Source organism: Stenotrophomonas sp. 14P6.2.3 (assembly GCF_057799055.1).
Genome location: NZ_JBYOLA010000010.1, coordinates 83,225 through 96,607 on the forward strand (window position 1 = coordinate 83,225; position 13,383 = coordinate 96,607).

General features: G+C 67.1%; 12 protein-coding genes. 11 read left to right on the forward strand and 1 reads right to left on the reverse strand.

Annotated elements, in window-relative coordinates; translation table 11 throughout:
- The first annotated feature begins 28 nt into the window (after positions 1-28).
- Positions 29-2,113, forward strand: coding sequence for an SMP-30/gluconolactonase/LRE family protein (locus AC27VL_RS10285; RefSeq protein WP_488766276.1), 2,085 nt, complete (start codon positions 29-31; stop codon positions 2,111-2,113).
- Here AC27VL_RS10285 and AC27VL_RS10290 read toward each other — a convergent pair.
- On the reverse strand, positions 2,091-2,498 hold the full coding sequence (locus tag AC27VL_RS10290; RefSeq protein WP_089238385.1) for a YciI family protein: 408 nt from the start codon (positions 2,496-2,498) through the stop codon (positions 2,091-2,093). The two genes, AC27VL_RS10285 and AC27VL_RS10290, sit on opposite strands and share 23 nt — an antisense overlap.
- A 732-nt stretch (positions 2,499-3,230) precedes the next feature.
- Between AC27VL_RS10290 and AC27VL_RS10295 the strand changes: the two genes are divergently transcribed.
- The 10 genes from AC27VL_RS10295 (at position 3,231) to AC27VL_RS10340 (ending at position 13,180) form a co-directional block, all read left to right on the forward strand.
- Positions 3,231-3,647, forward strand: coding sequence for a YciI family protein (locus AC27VL_RS10295; RefSeq protein ID WP_100554610.1), 417 nt, complete (start codon positions 3,231-3,233; stop codon positions 3,645-3,647).
- Between the two features lie 39 nt (positions 3,648-3,686).
- The gene (locus AC27VL_RS10300) at positions 3,687-4,109 is read left to right on the forward strand and encodes a VOC family protein (protein WP_488766279.1); all 423 of its coding nucleotides are present in this window, start codon (positions 3,687-3,689) and stop codon (positions 4,107-4,109) included.
- A 37-nt stretch (positions 4,110-4,146) separates the two neighbouring features.
- The gene (locus AC27VL_RS10305) at positions 4,147-4,557 is read left to right on the forward strand and encodes a VOC family protein (RefSeq protein ID WP_488766281.1); all 411 of its coding nucleotides are present in this window, start codon (positions 4,147-4,149) and stop codon (positions 4,555-4,557) included.
- A gap of 24 nt (positions 4,558-4,581) precedes the next feature.
- On the forward strand, positions 4,582-4,938 hold the full coding sequence (locus tag AC27VL_RS10310) for a DUF1428 domain-containing protein (RefSeq protein ID WP_100554612.1): 357 nt from the start codon (positions 4,582-4,584) through the stop codon (positions 4,936-4,938).
- A gap of 45 nt (positions 4,939-4,983) precedes the next feature.
- The gene (locus AC27VL_RS10315) at positions 4,984-6,246 is read left to right on the forward strand and encodes an RNA polymerase sigma factor (RefSeq protein WP_100554613.1); all 1,263 of its coding nucleotides are present in this window, start codon (positions 4,984-4,986) and stop codon (positions 6,244-6,246) included.
- 107 nt (positions 6,247-6,353) lie between these two features.
- Positions 6,354-7,550, forward strand: coding sequence for a hypothetical protein (locus AC27VL_RS10320; RefSeq protein ID WP_025878385.1), 1,197 nt, complete (start codon positions 6,354-6,356; stop codon positions 7,548-7,550).
- A complete protein-coding gene (locus tag AC27VL_RS10325; RefSeq protein ID WP_488766283.1) occupies positions 7,541-8,641 on the forward strand; it encodes a hypothetical protein in 1,101 nt (366 codons plus the stop codon). The genes AC27VL_RS10320 and AC27VL_RS10325 overlap by 10 nt, the downstream gene beginning before the upstream one ends.
- A gap of 133 nt (positions 8,642-8,774) precedes the next feature.
- Positions 8,775-9,446 carry a hypothetical protein gene (locus AC27VL_RS10330; protein WP_488766285.1) on the forward strand — a complete coding sequence of 224 codons (672 nt, stop codon included), beginning with the start codon at positions 8,775-8,777 and terminating at the stop codon, positions 9,444-9,446.
- Between the two features lie 16 nt (positions 9,447-9,462).
- Positions 9,463-11,109: a CsgG/HfaB family protein gene (locus AC27VL_RS10335; protein ID WP_346579520.1), complete on the forward strand. Its 1,647-nt coding sequence runs from the start codon at positions 9,463-9,465 to the stop codon at positions 11,107-11,109.
- A 421-nt stretch (positions 11,110-11,530) separates the two neighbouring features.
- Positions 11,531-13,180 (forward strand): M28 family metallopeptidase, encoded by a 1,650-nt coding sequence (locus AC27VL_RS10340; RefSeq protein WP_100554615.1) that lies wholly within the window; start codon positions 11,531-11,533, stop codon positions 13,178-13,180.
- Positions 13,181-13,383 lie beyond the last annotated feature (203 nt).

Genomic DNA, 13,383 nt, shown 5'->3' on the forward strand with positions numbered 1-13,383 from the left:
CTTCATGCAAGTACAGGCAAACGGGACGATGGCGCGGTGGCAAGGGATGGCGGTGGGTGCGGTGGTGGTGGCAACAGCGGTGGCCCTGGCGGCAACCTGGTGGGAATTCCCCGCCTCCGGCCCGCAGGTGCCGGCTGGTCCCGTACCGACGCCGCTGGCGTGGACCGCACAGATCGAGCTGCTGGCCGGCGACGGCCATCCGGGTGATCGCGATGGCGCCTCGGCGCAGGCGCGCTTCGCCGACCCCTACGCGCTGCTGGGCAGTGCCGATGGCAGCGTCTATTTCACCGATGCCGGTGACAACAACCGCATCCGCCGCCGCCTGCCCGATGGCCGTATCGAAACGGTAGCGGGGCAGGGCGAGGGACGTGTTGATGGGCCTGCCCTGCAGGCAAGTTTCAACACCCCTTCGGGCATTGCCGCCGATGCGCAGGGCAATCTGTATGTGGCCGACACCGGCAATCACGCGATCCGGCGCATCAGCACCGATGGACAGGTGACGACGCTGGCCGGTGGCCAGCAGGGCTTCGCCGATGGTCCGGCTGCACAGGCGCGTTTCGATGGACCGATGGGCATCGCCGTGGATGCGCAGGGGCAGGTCTATGTGGCCGATACCTGGAACGACCGCATCCGCGTGATCGGTACCGATGGCAACGTGCGTACGCTGGCCGGCGGCGACCGCCCGGGCTTCGCCGACGCACCGGGTATTGACGCCCGCTTCGATACACCGGTGGCGCTCGCCTTCGATGCGCACGGCGCATTGCTGGTGGCCGACCTGTTCAACAACGCGGTACGCCGCGTCGGTGCCGATGGCACGGTCAGCACCGCGGTCGGCAAGGGGGAGGTCATCAACGGACCGCTGTCACTGGCCACTACGCACGACGGTGTGCTGTATGTGGGTGACCTGGACGGGCGCATCGTGCAGGTGACCCCGCAGGGCCATCAACTGGCGCTGCTGGGCAATGACCGCCTGCCACGCCTGGCGCGGCCCAGTGGCCTGGCCGTGGAGGCCGACGGTGCTCTGCTGGTGGCCGACTCCGCAGGCTATCGCCTGCATCGCCTGCGCCCGCTGCCGGTGGGTGAACTGCCTGCACCGGCGCTGGTGGGCCCGGCCTCCGATGCGGCGCTGCCGGACAGCGGTGGGCGCTGGCCACTGGCGCCACAGGACGGCTGGCATGAAGTGGTCGGCACGCTCGGCGAGGTGCGCGGCACCTTCCAAGGAGAGAGCCGCCACCACCTGCACGGCGGCTTCGACGTGCGCGGCGATGTCGGCCAGACCGTGCTGGCGATTGCCGAGGGCAAGATCAGCAGCCCGATTGCCGCGTGGAGCCTGGGTGGGCAGGCTGAAGGCCTGGCCGTGGACCGGTTGAAGTACATCCACATGCGCGTCGGTCGTACGCCACGCGGCGAACCGTTCGACGCGCGCTGGCAGCCGCTGTACGCCGAAGACGGCACGCTGGAACGCATCCGCGTGCGCCGTGGCACGCGCATCCACGTAGGCGACCGCCTGGGCAGCATCAACAGCCAGGCGCACGTGCACCTGGCCGTGGGCAATGGTGGTTTCGAGACCAATGCAGTGGCGCTGGGATTCAAGGATTACGCGGACCACTTCGCACCGCGCATCACCGACGTGGCGCTGCTGGACGACAACGACCAACCGCTGGCCGCCGGCAGCGACGGCGTGGTGATGCTGGCCCGGCAGGGACGTGGCGTGCAGATCGTGGTGGAAGCCTGGGACCAGGTGGACAACAACCTGCCGCGTCGTCGCCTGGGACCGTACCAGGTGGGCTACCAGATCCTGGATGCCGCCGGGCAACCGCTGCAGGGCTACGAGCAGCCACGCTGGAACATCGTCTTCAACCGCATGCCGCCGCAGAAGCAGGCGGTGAAAGTGGCCTATGCCCCGGACAGCGGCATCACCGTGCATGGCAGCGCAGTCACCCGCTTCCGTTATCTGGTGACCAACACCGTGCGTGATGGGCTGATGGAAACCGGTCGCTGGCAGCCGGCGGCATTGCCGCCGGGCGAGTACATCGTGCGTGCCAGTGCGCGCGACTACAGCGGCAACGAAGGCGTAGGCCCGCGCGAGATCAGGGTACGGCTGCTGCCATAGCCGCAGCGGGGGCGCCGCAGCGTTCGCGCTCGGCGTCCATGTCCTCCAGCGGCCGCACCTCGATGCTGCCGAAGCGGGCCCATGGGAAGCCCTGCGCGATACGCATGGCCTCATCGCGGTCGTGGGCGACGATCAGGTTGAAGCCAGCCAGCAGTTCGCGGGTTTCGGCGAAGGGACCATCGAGCACCCGGCTGTGGCCATCGCGCACGCGCAGGGTCTGCGCCGATTCGATCGGCTGCAGTTTCTGCGCGGCCAGCAACGTGCCCTCGGCTTGCAGTTTGTCGGCATGGGCGAGGCAGTCGCGCATCAACGTATTGAAGTCGTCGATGGGCAGTGTGCGCAGCAGTGACGGGTCGATGTAGATCAGAAGCAGGTACTGCTGCATGGCGGAGTCCTGGCGGGGGGCGGGGGTCCATGATCGCGCAGGTTTGCACGGGGGCATGCTGCACTGCGAAAGGCAGAGCGGGAAGCGCGCCTTCGGCGGGGATCGGCGAACGGCGGGGCCCCTCCGTGGTGGGGTGGGTTGGTCGCTGAAAGCTGGCTTCATGAGGGTGGGCCGGGCGGGTGGGATTGGCGGGGACGCCGTGAATCCGTCCCTGGAGGCTTAGCCGCGCCATCCATGGCGCGGATACCCCGCCAACCCCACCCGCCCGGCCCTAGACAGATTCCGGTGGCCGCACCACCACGGGAAATCACAAGCAAGAGCAAAAGCGGGTCGCTTCGCTCGCAAAGCCAAGGCAGCCAGCCAACTGCTGTTGCTGTTGATCTTGCTCTTGCTTCTGCCTTTTTCTTGATCTTCCCGTGGTGGATCGGAGGCAGGAACCTGTCCGTGGCCGGGCGGGTGGGTTGCGCAGGGGCGTAAGCGCCATGGATGGCGCGCCCGAGCCTACAGGGACGTATTCACGGCGTCCCCTGCGCAGCCCACCCGCCCGGCCAACCCGCAGAGATGCAGCTCTTCACGACCAACCGCCACCACGGAGGGGCCCCGCCGTTCGCCGATCCCCGCCGAAGGCGCGCTCTCCGCGACAAAAATAATTTCCCGGAACCTGTCGATCCTCGCGCCCCTGGTTCGTTGTAAGAGAGAAGGGCACGCACCCGCAGCCCAGCGGAGACCGCAATGAAAGTGATGGTGATCGTCAAAGCCAACGCCGATTCCGAAGCCGGGCGCATGCCCAGCGAACAGGAAATGGCCGCCATGGGCGCCTACAACGAACAACTGGTGGCCGCCGGCATCATGCTCGCCGGGGAAGGCCTGCATGCCACCCAGCGTGGCCGCCGTATTCATTTCGGCAGTGGCGCGCCGCGGGTCGAGATCGGCCCGTTCGGCCCGGCCGGCGAGCAGATCGCGGGGTTCTGGCTGTGGGAGGTGCGCTCGCTGGACGAGGCCACTGAATGGGCCAGCCGCGCGCCCTTCAGTGCGGGCGGTGCGCTGGAACTGCGCCCGTTGATCTCCGCCGAAGACTTCGGTGAAGCCTTCACCCCTGAATTACAGCAGCAGGAACAGCGTCTGCGTGAGCAGCTCGACCGCGCCTGAGCACGGTCGCGCATTCATCCCAATCGACGGAGCATTCCCATGAAACTGATTCCCTTCCTCGGCTTCAGCGGCCAGGCCCACGACGCAATGGCGTTCTATGCCAAGGCACTCGGCGGCCAGGTCACGTCGGAAATGAAGTACCGCGACATGCCGCCGTCCGACGGTTCGCCGGGCTGCAATGAGATGCCGGCCGACACGCTCGACCATGTGGCCCACAGCCAGTTGGAGATCGGCAGCGCGATCGTGATGGCGGCCGATGGTCCCGGCGGCGGCGACGGTGGTTCGACCACCATCAACGTCGACGTGGACAGTATCGAAGAAGCCGAGCGCGTGTTCGCGGCGCTGGCTGACGGCGGCCAGGTGCAGATGCCGATCGCCGAAACCTTCTGGGCGCATCGCTGGGGCATGTTGATCGACCGCTACGGCAAGCCGTGGATGGTCAACTGCATGAAGCAGCCCTGATTTTCCTTCTCTCCATCCATCGCAAGGAACCGCACCGATGAGTACACCGCAGCCACAGATGATCTTCGTCAACCTGCCCGTGCAGGATCTGGAAAAAGCCAAGACGTTCTTCGCCGCACTGGGCTACAGCTTCAACCCTGCCTTCACCGATGAGAACGCCGCCTGCATGGTGGTCAGCGAGAGCATCTTCGTGATGCTGCTGGTCAAGCCGTTCTTCCAGCAGTTCACCGCCAAGGGCATCGCCGATGCGCACACGCATACCGAAGTGATCACCTGCCTGTCGGCCGACAGCCGCGCGGCGGTGGACACCATGGTGGACAAGGCGCTGGCCGCCGGTGCCAGCGAACCGCAGCCGGCGCGCGACTACGGCTTCATGTACCAGCGCGGTTTCCAGGACCTGGATGGGCATCTCTGGGAAATCGCACACATGGACGGCGAGCCGGGCTGACCGGCCACCGCAGGGAGAATCCCCATGGCTTACGTGGATGCTTACGTGCTGCCGTGCCCGCAGGACAAGGTGGCGGCCTATCGCCGCCTTGCCCGCCAGGCCGGCGCGGTATGGAAGGATCATGGCGCGCTGCAGTACATGGAATGCGTGGCCGATGACGTGCAACCCGGGAAATCGACATCGTTCCCGCAGGCGGTGAAGCTCAAGCCGGGCGAAACGGTGATCGTGGCCTTCGTGGTATTCCGCACGCGCGCGGCGCGTGATCGCATCAACAAGAAGGTGATGGCCGACCCGCGGCTGGCGCATATCGGCCCCAAGGACATGCCGTTCGATACCAGGCGCATGTTCTGGGGCGGCTTCAAGCCGATCGTGGACGCGTGAACGCCGGCGCTTGTGCAGGCCGGGCCCGCATGCTGTGATCGCTGCATGCACGAGCCCGCCCTGAGCCAGCGCCTGGACACCCTCTGGCGGATGGAATCGCCAGTGTTGATCGCGCGCCTGGCGCGGCTGCTCGGCGGCGACGTCGGTCGTGCCGAAGAGTTGGCCCAGGACACCTGGCTGGCCGCGCTGGAGCGTTGGCCGGTGCAGGGTATCCCGGACAATCCCGGAGCCTGGCTGATGACCACCGCGCGCAACCGTGCCATCGATGTGCTGCGCCAGCACCAGCGGGTGGCGCAGCAGCATGCGCAATGGGGAGAGGAACTGCATCCGGCCGCCTTGCCCGCGCCCGATGACAGCCAGGCCCTGGAAGACGACATCGGCGATGACCTGCTGCGGCTGATGTTCGTGGCGTGTCATCCGGTCCTGCCTGCCGACGCGCGGGTGGCGCTGACCCTGCGCCTGCTGGGCGGGTTGACCACGATCGAAATCGCCCGCGCATTCCTGCAGCCGGAGCCGACCATCGCCCAGCGCATCGTGCGCGCCAAGCGTACGTTGGCGCAGAAGCAGGTGCCCTATGAAGTGCCGCGTGCCGATGCATTGCCGGAGCGACTGGCTTCGGTGCTGGAGGCGATCTACCTGGTGTTCAACGAAGGCTATGCGGCCAGTGCGGGCGACGACTGGATGCGACCGGCATTGTGTGCCGAGGCGCTGCGACTGGCGCGCATCCTCGCCCATCGGATGCCGGCGCCACCGGTGCTTGGCCTGTTGGCGCTGATGGAACTGCAGGCCTCGCGCGCGGCGGCACGGGTGGATGCGCAGGGCGCGCCGATCCTGCTGGACCAGCAGAACCGGGCGCAGTGGGATTGGCTGCAGATTGAACGCGGCCAGCAGGCACTGACGCGCGCAGTGTCCGCAGGCGGCGGCGATGATCCGTATGTGCTGCAGGCACGGATCGCCTTCTGCCATGCCAGTACGCGTCGCGCCGAAGACACCGACTGGGCGCGGATCGCCGCACTGTATGCGCAGTTGCTGCAGGTGATGCCGTCGCCGGTGGTGGCATTGAACCGGGTGGTGGCGGTGTCGCGCAGCGAAGGTGCGTTCGCTGCGTGGGCGCTGTTGCAGCCCTTGCTGGACGAGCCACGACTGCAGGGCTACGCACCGCTGATGGTGGTGCGCGGTGAGCTGCTGCAGCAGCTGGGGCGGGAGCAGGACGCCCGTGACGCATTTGCCTCGGCGGCGGCCCTGAGCCAGAACCTGGCCGAGCGGACCCTGCTGCGGCAACGGGCCGGCCTGCCGCAGGAAAATTGAAGCCGGCAGGGTCAGCACTTGTCGGTTTGCCCCGGAGCGGCTATGTTTCGCGCCCAGCGGGCGTGTTCGCGCCTGTCTTTCGTGTGTCGTGACCGAGGAGCGGTTGGATGTTTTCAAGGACGAAGAGCGCACCGCGCGCTTTTGCGCGCCTGCTTGCCTATGCCCTGTGCCTGGCCGTATGGCCGCTGGCCAGCCAGGCCGCAGACAAATCGCAGCAGGCCTACTGGGCCGGTTTTGCCTATACCGCTGACGCCGCCGCCGTGCAGGCGACCACTCCGCATGCGCATGCAGTGCTGGAGAAGCGTGGCCTGATCCCGCTCAACCAGACCCTGGCACAGGCGCTCAAGCGCCGCGCGCCGGCAAACCTGGAACTGATCGACCAGCCGGTGGCGATGCTCGACGGCACCACCAGTGCCGTGGTCCTGGCCGCTGCGCTGGACCGCGAACTGGTGTCGGTCGAACCGATCGGCGACCAGTACAAGGTGCTGGTGGAAGTGGCCCTGCAGGCGCTGTTCTTCGATTTCCGCGAGCGCCAGGTGATCGCCTCCTATCCGCTCACCCTGCAGCGTATCGACGTGCAGGAGTACCGCCCGGACAGCGACGACATCGACGCGATCGTCGCCGATCTGCTGTACGGCGGTGCCGATACCAGCCTGTCGCAGGTGCTGGCCACGACCCTGGCGCAGGCCAAGCTGCCGGAAGCGGCCACGCGGCGCCTGCAGGTGGGTGCGGTGACCCTGTCCGACGCCACGCTGGCCAAGCTGCCCGACCCGAAGTGGGCCGGTCCGCTGCGTGCCACGCTGGCCCATGAACTGTCCAAGACGCTGTCGTCCAATACCGGTGTCGGCCTGCTGCCGCCGGCCTCGGGCCAGGCGATCGGCGGTGCCATGGCTGCGCGCTTTGCCGACGGCAAGGTCTACCAGCTGAAGATCCCCGAAGCGGACTACGTCATCAGCCTGCAGGTGGATGCGCTGAAGAACGGTGTCATCAGTGAAACGCCGGCGATGAAGACGATGCTGTTCGGCGCCTTCTTCACTGCCAAGGTCACCGAGCCGTTCTCCGGCAAGGTGTACTTCGAACAACCGCTGCGCAAGGGCGCCACCAAGGTGGTGCCGGTCACGCAGTGGCAGGTCGACCAGTGGTCGGCCAGCTACGAAACCCTGCTGGCCGGCTTCGATGCCTTCGCCGGCGCCGCCGCCAAGCGTGCCGATTCGCGCGCCTGGCTGGACGAGCAGAAGCCGGGCGGACGCCCGCTGCAGCAACAGACCCAAGCCCTCCAGGAGTTGATCAAATCATGTCGCTGATGCGTACCATCCTGCTCATCCTCATTGCCCTGGCGGTGGCCTCGCCGGTCGCCGCGCAGACCGCCAGCTCGCGCGGTACCGGTTCGGCCAGCTACAGCCTGCGCCTGAGTGCCGATACCCGTGCCCAGGCCCTGAACAAGGCCAAGGCCAATGCACTGGAGGCGTACATCGCCGAATCCGGTGCGGCCAAGCTGCGCCTGTTCGAATCGCGCCGCGCCGAATTCCTCGGTGAAATCGACCGTTACGTGCTCAGCGCCGTGCAGCTGTCGGACAACGAAGACAAGAAGGCCAAGACCTACAGCGTCACCGTCCGCGCCGAAATCAACACCACTCTGCTGCAGACCAAGCTGGATGCCGGTTCGGCCGTGGCCGGTGCCACCGCGGCGCAGCGCTCGCTGCTGACCTTCCTGTTCATGGCGCGCTCGCAGGACACCGTGCAGTCGTTCCAGGACAAGGAATACCGTCGCGTCGATGCCAGCAGCAGCTACAGCGAGAACACCCGTGAAGGCGACAGCTTCCGCGGCAACTCGGTCAGCACCAACGGCAGCATCAACCAGAACGGCTCGGTGTCGGTCACCGGCGGCGGCAGCACCACCGCGCGCAGCGACAACATCAGCTGGAAGGTGGCCAACGCTGCCGAAGTCAACACGGCCATGACCGGTGCCTTCAGCGCCGCCGGCTACGAAGTGGTTGAAGCCGAATACGTGGAAGGCGAATCGCGCGGCCTGCTCAGCATCGAGCGCATCCGCAAGGACTTCAGCACCGGCAACGATCTGTCCGCCGCCACCCTGCGCGATACCGCCAACGGCATCCGCGCGGCGAACATCCCGTACATCGCCGTCGGCACCCTCGACGTCGGCATGCGCGACCGTGATCCGGCCAGCGGCAACACCCGCGTGTTCGTCACCGTCACCGGCAAGGTGCTGGACGTGACCGGCCGCTTCCCGCGCACCGTGTCGTCGGTGGGCCCGGTGCAGTTCTCCGGTACCGGCCCGAACGAAACCGTCGCCCGTACCAATGCGCTGCAGCTGGCTGCCGAAAAGGCGGCCCAGCAGATGATCAACGAACTGAACGTCAAGGCGGTCCGCTGATACCGGATGTCGCCCGGCTCGGGCTGTTCCGCTGCGCTCGCCGGGCATGGCCCGGCGCTACCAGTGGGCTGACCAGCGCCACCCATTGCTTCCACGTGCCGCATCGCGGCCGTCTCTCCCAAAGGAATCTTCCATGATCCGCAATACCGCTCTCGTCGTTGCCATCGCGGCCGCTACCCTGTCGATGCCGGCGCACGCCCAGTTCGGCAAGCTGAAGGACATCGCCGGCGCCGCTACCGGCACCTCCAGCAGCACCAGCGCTGCCGCCCCGGACGAAGCCGCGCAGGAAGCGCTGGTCCGTCGTTTCGTCAGCTCGCAGTCGCACTCGCTGCAGGCGCAGACCTCCTTCGCCCGCGCCTTCGGCCTGGCCGAGCAGGTGCAGCTGCTGGAAGCCGAGCGCCAGGCGCTGTCGTCGGGTTCGGTGAACGTTGATGCGATGAAGAAGTCGGTCTCGGTCAGCCAGGCTGCACAGGCCGCCATCGACGAGCGCCAGGCCGCACAGCCGGAACTGAACGCTGAATCCAAGCAGCACTACGCCGAAGGCCTGGTCTCGCTGCTGTCCTCGGCTGCCGAAGCCCAGAAGCTGAGCGGCGAAGCCAGCGGCTTTGCGGCCGGCATGAAGAACCTGGGCGCCACCCAGATGGCCACCGTTGGCCGCAAGCTGGCTGCGGGTGCCTGGGTTGCCAAGGAATCGCCGGGCTTCATCAAGGGCCTGTACGGCTCGACCAAGTCGGCCGTGACCTTCGCCAAGAAGAGCAAGGTGAAGGTGCCGTCCAACGCCGATTCGATGCTGGATTCGCTCTGATACGAGGCAGCTCCGCATGCGTACGACGACTCGATTGATCGGCCTGGGCCTGGCCGCGGCCCTGCTGGCAGCCTGCGGCAAGCAGGATGCACCGGCAGAAGCCGCACCCGCCAAGGACAAGGCCGCCAGTGCACTGGCCAGCAATGCGCCGGTGCAGGAAGCGCCCTTGCGTGGCACGCCGGATTTCGGCGGCACCACCCAGGTCGCGCGCGAAGCCGACGGTATCGGCAGCACCCCGGAACTGGCGGTGCTGGCGGCATTGCAGTCGGCCGTGGCCCAGGTCAACGGCGTACGCGTGGCCAGCCAGATGCAGAGCCTGCGCGCAGGCCTGCATGTGGACGTGGATGGTGAGCACGTCGGCGATATCCGCGCCGACGCGTTCTCCCAGCAGATGATTGCCGGCTCGCAGGGCGCGGTGCTGGGCTATGAAATCCTCTCGCAGGATGAAGTGAGCCAGCTCGACGAAGAAACCATCGCCCGCGTGCGCGCCAGCGACGAAGGCTGGAGCTTCAAGGGGTCGGCCTCGGCCAGCGCCTCCGGCGAAGCCTCCGCCAAGGGCGGCTCGGCATCGGCCAGCGTCAAGGAAAACTACGAAGAACAGGTGAAGGTCGACGCCAAGCGCGGTGCCAGCTCCTTCGATTCGGACGTCACCCGGCGCAGCATGCGCAGCTACTGGAAGGTGCGTGTACGCGCGCAGATTGCCCAGTACCGTGCACCGGATGAAGAAGGCAAGCCGAAGATCGTGGTGGCGCTGCCGCGTACCAAGTCGGGCAGTTATGCCGTTGGCGATGGCCGGGTGAATGCCGACGAGGTCGCCCAGGCGATCCGCGCGCGGCTGTCCGACACGCTTACCCAGACCCAGCGCTTCATCGTGCTGGACCGCGAGTTCGGCGACGAACTGCAGGCCGAGATCGACCACATCAACAGTGGCAACGTGCGCCTGCAGGACACCGCACGCGTTGGCCAGCAGCTGGCGACCGACCTGATCCTGATTCCGACCATCGAACGTTTCGAGTACCCGCGCAGCGTGCGCAACCTGCGCATGTCCGATCGCCAGGTGACCTCGTACTCCGGTGGCGGCCGCATCACCCTGCGCCTGGTCAACGCCACCACCGGCCAGGTGGTGATGTCCGACAGCTTCGACCACCAGCTGGCCTCGACCGGCCCGAGCACGCTGCCGCGCGTGGTCAACGGCCGCAGCATGGCTGCCTCGATGATGGATTCGCTGTCCGGCCAGATCGGCAGCACGATCGTCACCACGCTGTTCCCGGTGTCGGTGGTGTCCGTCGATGGCGACCAGGTCGTGCTGAGCCAGGGCGGTGACACCGTGCAGGTCGGTCAGCGCTGGCAGGCCGTGCGCCTGGGCGAAGAGCTGAAGGACCCGCAGACCGGCCGCTCGCTCGGCCGCAGCGAGCATCCGTGCTGCACCATCCGCATCGACCGTGTTGCCGCGCAGACCTCCTACGGCACCCTGGAAGAGGGCGTGGACGCGATGCGCGGTGGTTTCCGCCCGGGCCAGATCGAACTGCGCCAGAAGCTGGGCAGCAAGCCCAAGGCAGCTGCCGGCGCAACCGCATCGGCCGCCCCGGCCGCCGCAGCGCGCCCGGCCAGCAAGCCGAAGCCCAAGCCCGCCGCCGCCCCGGCTGAAGACCCGAACTGGTAAGAACCTCCAGTTCGATGCACGTGGGGGTCAGAGCCCTTTCCCGCCGGGAAAGGGATCTGACCCCTTCTTGTTTCTGGTCATCCACGCATGGCGTGGATCTACCGTGTCGACCAAGGTCGACACCTACCCGAGCAGACCGCCGTTCCGACAGACCGCGGGAGACTGTCGAAGGCGGGGTGGGTCCGGTTGCGGGGGTGTCCGCGGCATGGATGCCGCGGCCAAGCCCCCAGGGATGGGTTCACGGCGTCCCCCGCAACCGGACCTACCCCGCCTACCCACGGATAGCCCGCTGTTGCTGTTGCTTCGGCTGTTGCTGTTGAGGTTGCCGGCCAGCGGCCGGCACTACCGCACGTCCCGGGTGCAGGGCGCAGCCCTGCCGAACCCCTTACACTCCAGAACGATTTCCCTGCTGGAGAGAGCAATGAAGCGAGTAGTACTGGGCGTGCTGGCCCTGTCGGTGTCGAGCGCACTGATGGCGGCCACCCCGAAATTCGATGGCGCGCGGATCTCCGCCGACGTCAAGGAACTGGCCTCCGACGCCTACGAAGGCCGCTCACCGGCCACCGCCGGCGAAGAAAAGACCATCGCCTTCCTCAGCAAGCAGTTCGCCGATGCCGGCCTGCAGCCCGGTGGTGACCTGAAGGACGGCAAGCGCCTGTGGACCCAGGCCGTGCCGCTGCGCAAGGGCGACATCGTCGGTACCCCGCAGCTGTCGCTGCAGCAGGGCGGCAAGACCATCACGCTGGAACAGGGCAAGCAGATTGCCGTGCGTGCAGCCATGAACGGCGCCACCAACGTGGATATCAGCAAGGCACCGCTGGTGTTTCTCGGCTATGGCGTGAAGGCGCCGGAGCGCAACTGGGACGACTTCAAGGGCGTGGACCTGAAGGGCAAGATCGCCGTCGTGCTGATCAACGACCCGGACTTCGAGACCGGCAAGGGCGACTTCGATGGCAAGGGCATGACCTGGTATGGCCGTTGGCCGTACAAGTACGAAGAAGGCGCACGCCAGGGCGCACTCGGTGTGCTGATCGTGCATGAGACCGCACCGGCCTCGTATGGCTGGGCCACGGTGGCCGGCTCCAACACCAACACCATGTTCGACGTGGTGCGCGACAACCCGGCCGACAGCCACCCGCTGCTGGAAGGCTGGATCCAGCGCGATCTGGCGGTGGAACTGTTCCGCTCGGCCGGGCAGGATTTCGAAGCATTGAAGAAGAAGGCGCAGCAGCGCGACTTCACTCCGGTCACGCTGACCGGCGCCAGCCTGGATGCGAAGTACGCGGTCAAGACCGAAGTGATCACCTCGCACAACGTGGCCGCGCGCCTGGAAGGCAGCACGCATGCGGACGAGACCATCATCTACAGCGCGCACTGGGACCACATCGGCGTGGGCGAACCGGATGCACGCGGCGACCGCATCTTCAACGGCGCGCTGGACAATGCCAGCGGCACCGCCTCGCTGATCGAACTGGCGCGCGGTTTCGCCAAGGCCCCGCGTCCGCAGCGTTCGGTCGTGTTCCTGGCAGTGACGGCCGAGGAGAAGGGCCTGCTGGGTTCGGAGTACTACGCAACGCATCCGCTGTATCCGCTGGAAAAGACCGTGGCGATGATCAACATGGATGGCATGGCGCCGTTCGGTCCGTCGCGCGATTTCGGCATCTACGGCGCGGCGCGCTTCGAACTGCTGGACCAGTTGAAGGATGTGGCCAAGGGCTGGGACATCCGCTACACGCCGGACCCGAAGCCGGAGGCCGGCCTGTTCTTCCGCTCCGACCACTTCCCGTTCGCCAAGCGTGGCGTGCCGGCGCTGTCCTGGTCGGCAGGGCAGGACTGGGTGGACGGTGGCGTCGCGGCGGGCAAGAAGGCGTCCGAGGACTACACCGCCAAGCGTTACCACCAGCAGGGCGACGAGTGGCAGCCGGACTGGGTGTTCGCCGGCGCCGCGCGCGACCTGGAAGTGCTGTACACCCTGGGCAACCAGTTGGCCAACTCGCGCAGCTGGCCGAACTGGAGCAAGGACGAGGCGTTCCGCGCCGTGCGTGACGCCAGCGCCGACCAGCGCAAATAAGGGAAGGCGCCGGGTCCGCCCGGCGCCTCCCGGGTAGTGCCGGCCGCTGGCCGGCAACCCTGTGGTGCTTGCGGAGGCAATGGGGAGCCGGCCAGCGGCCGGCACTACGTACGGGGCTTCCATCCACCCTTTCCCGCCCTTCGTCGCACACCGCTTGTTTGCCCGAAGGGCCGCTCTATGCTCGGCTCACCCCTTCCACCAAG

Coding starts and splice junctions, on each gene's coding strand:
- AC27VL_RS10285 (WP_488766276.1), top strand. CDS start 29: ATGGCGCGGTGGCAAGGGATGGCGGTGGGTGCGGTGGTGGTGGCAACA.
- AC27VL_RS10290 (WP_089238385.1), bottom strand. CDS start 2,498: ATGCAGCAGTACCTGCTTCTGATCTACATCGACCCGTCACTGCTGCGC.
- AC27VL_RS10295 (WP_100554610.1), top strand. CDS start 3,231: ATGAAAGTGATGGTGATCGTCAAAGCCAACGCCGATTCCGAAGCCGGG.
- AC27VL_RS10300 (WP_488766279.1), top strand. CDS start 3,687: ATGAAACTGATTCCCTTCCTCGGCTTCAGCGGCCAGGCCCACGACGCA.
- AC27VL_RS10305 (WP_488766281.1), top strand. CDS start 4,147: ATGAGTACACCGCAGCCACAGATGATCTTCGTCAACCTGCCCGTGCAG.
- AC27VL_RS10310 (WP_100554612.1), top strand. CDS start 4,582: ATGGCTTACGTGGATGCTTACGTGCTGCCGTGCCCGCAGGACAAGGTG.
- AC27VL_RS10315 (WP_100554613.1), top strand. CDS start 4,984: ATGCACGAGCCCGCCCTGAGCCAGCGCCTGGACACCCTCTGGCGGATG.
- AC27VL_RS10320 (WP_025878385.1), top strand. CDS start 6,354: ATGTTTTCAAGGACGAAGAGCGCACCGCGCGCTTTTGCGCGCCTGCTT.
- AC27VL_RS10325 (WP_488766283.1), top strand. CDS start 7,541: ATGTCGCTGATGCGTACCATCCTGCTCATCCTCATTGCCCTGGCGGTG.
- AC27VL_RS10330 (WP_488766285.1), top strand. CDS start 8,775: ATGATCCGCAATACCGCTCTCGTCGTTGCCATCGCGGCCGCTACCCTG.
- AC27VL_RS10335 (WP_346579520.1), top strand. CDS start 9,463: ATGCGTACGACGACTCGATTGATCGGCCTGGGCCTGGCCGCGGCCCTG.
- AC27VL_RS10340 (WP_100554615.1), top strand. CDS start 11,531: ATGAAGCGAGTAGTACTGGGCGTGCTGGCCCTGTCGGTGTCGAGCGCA.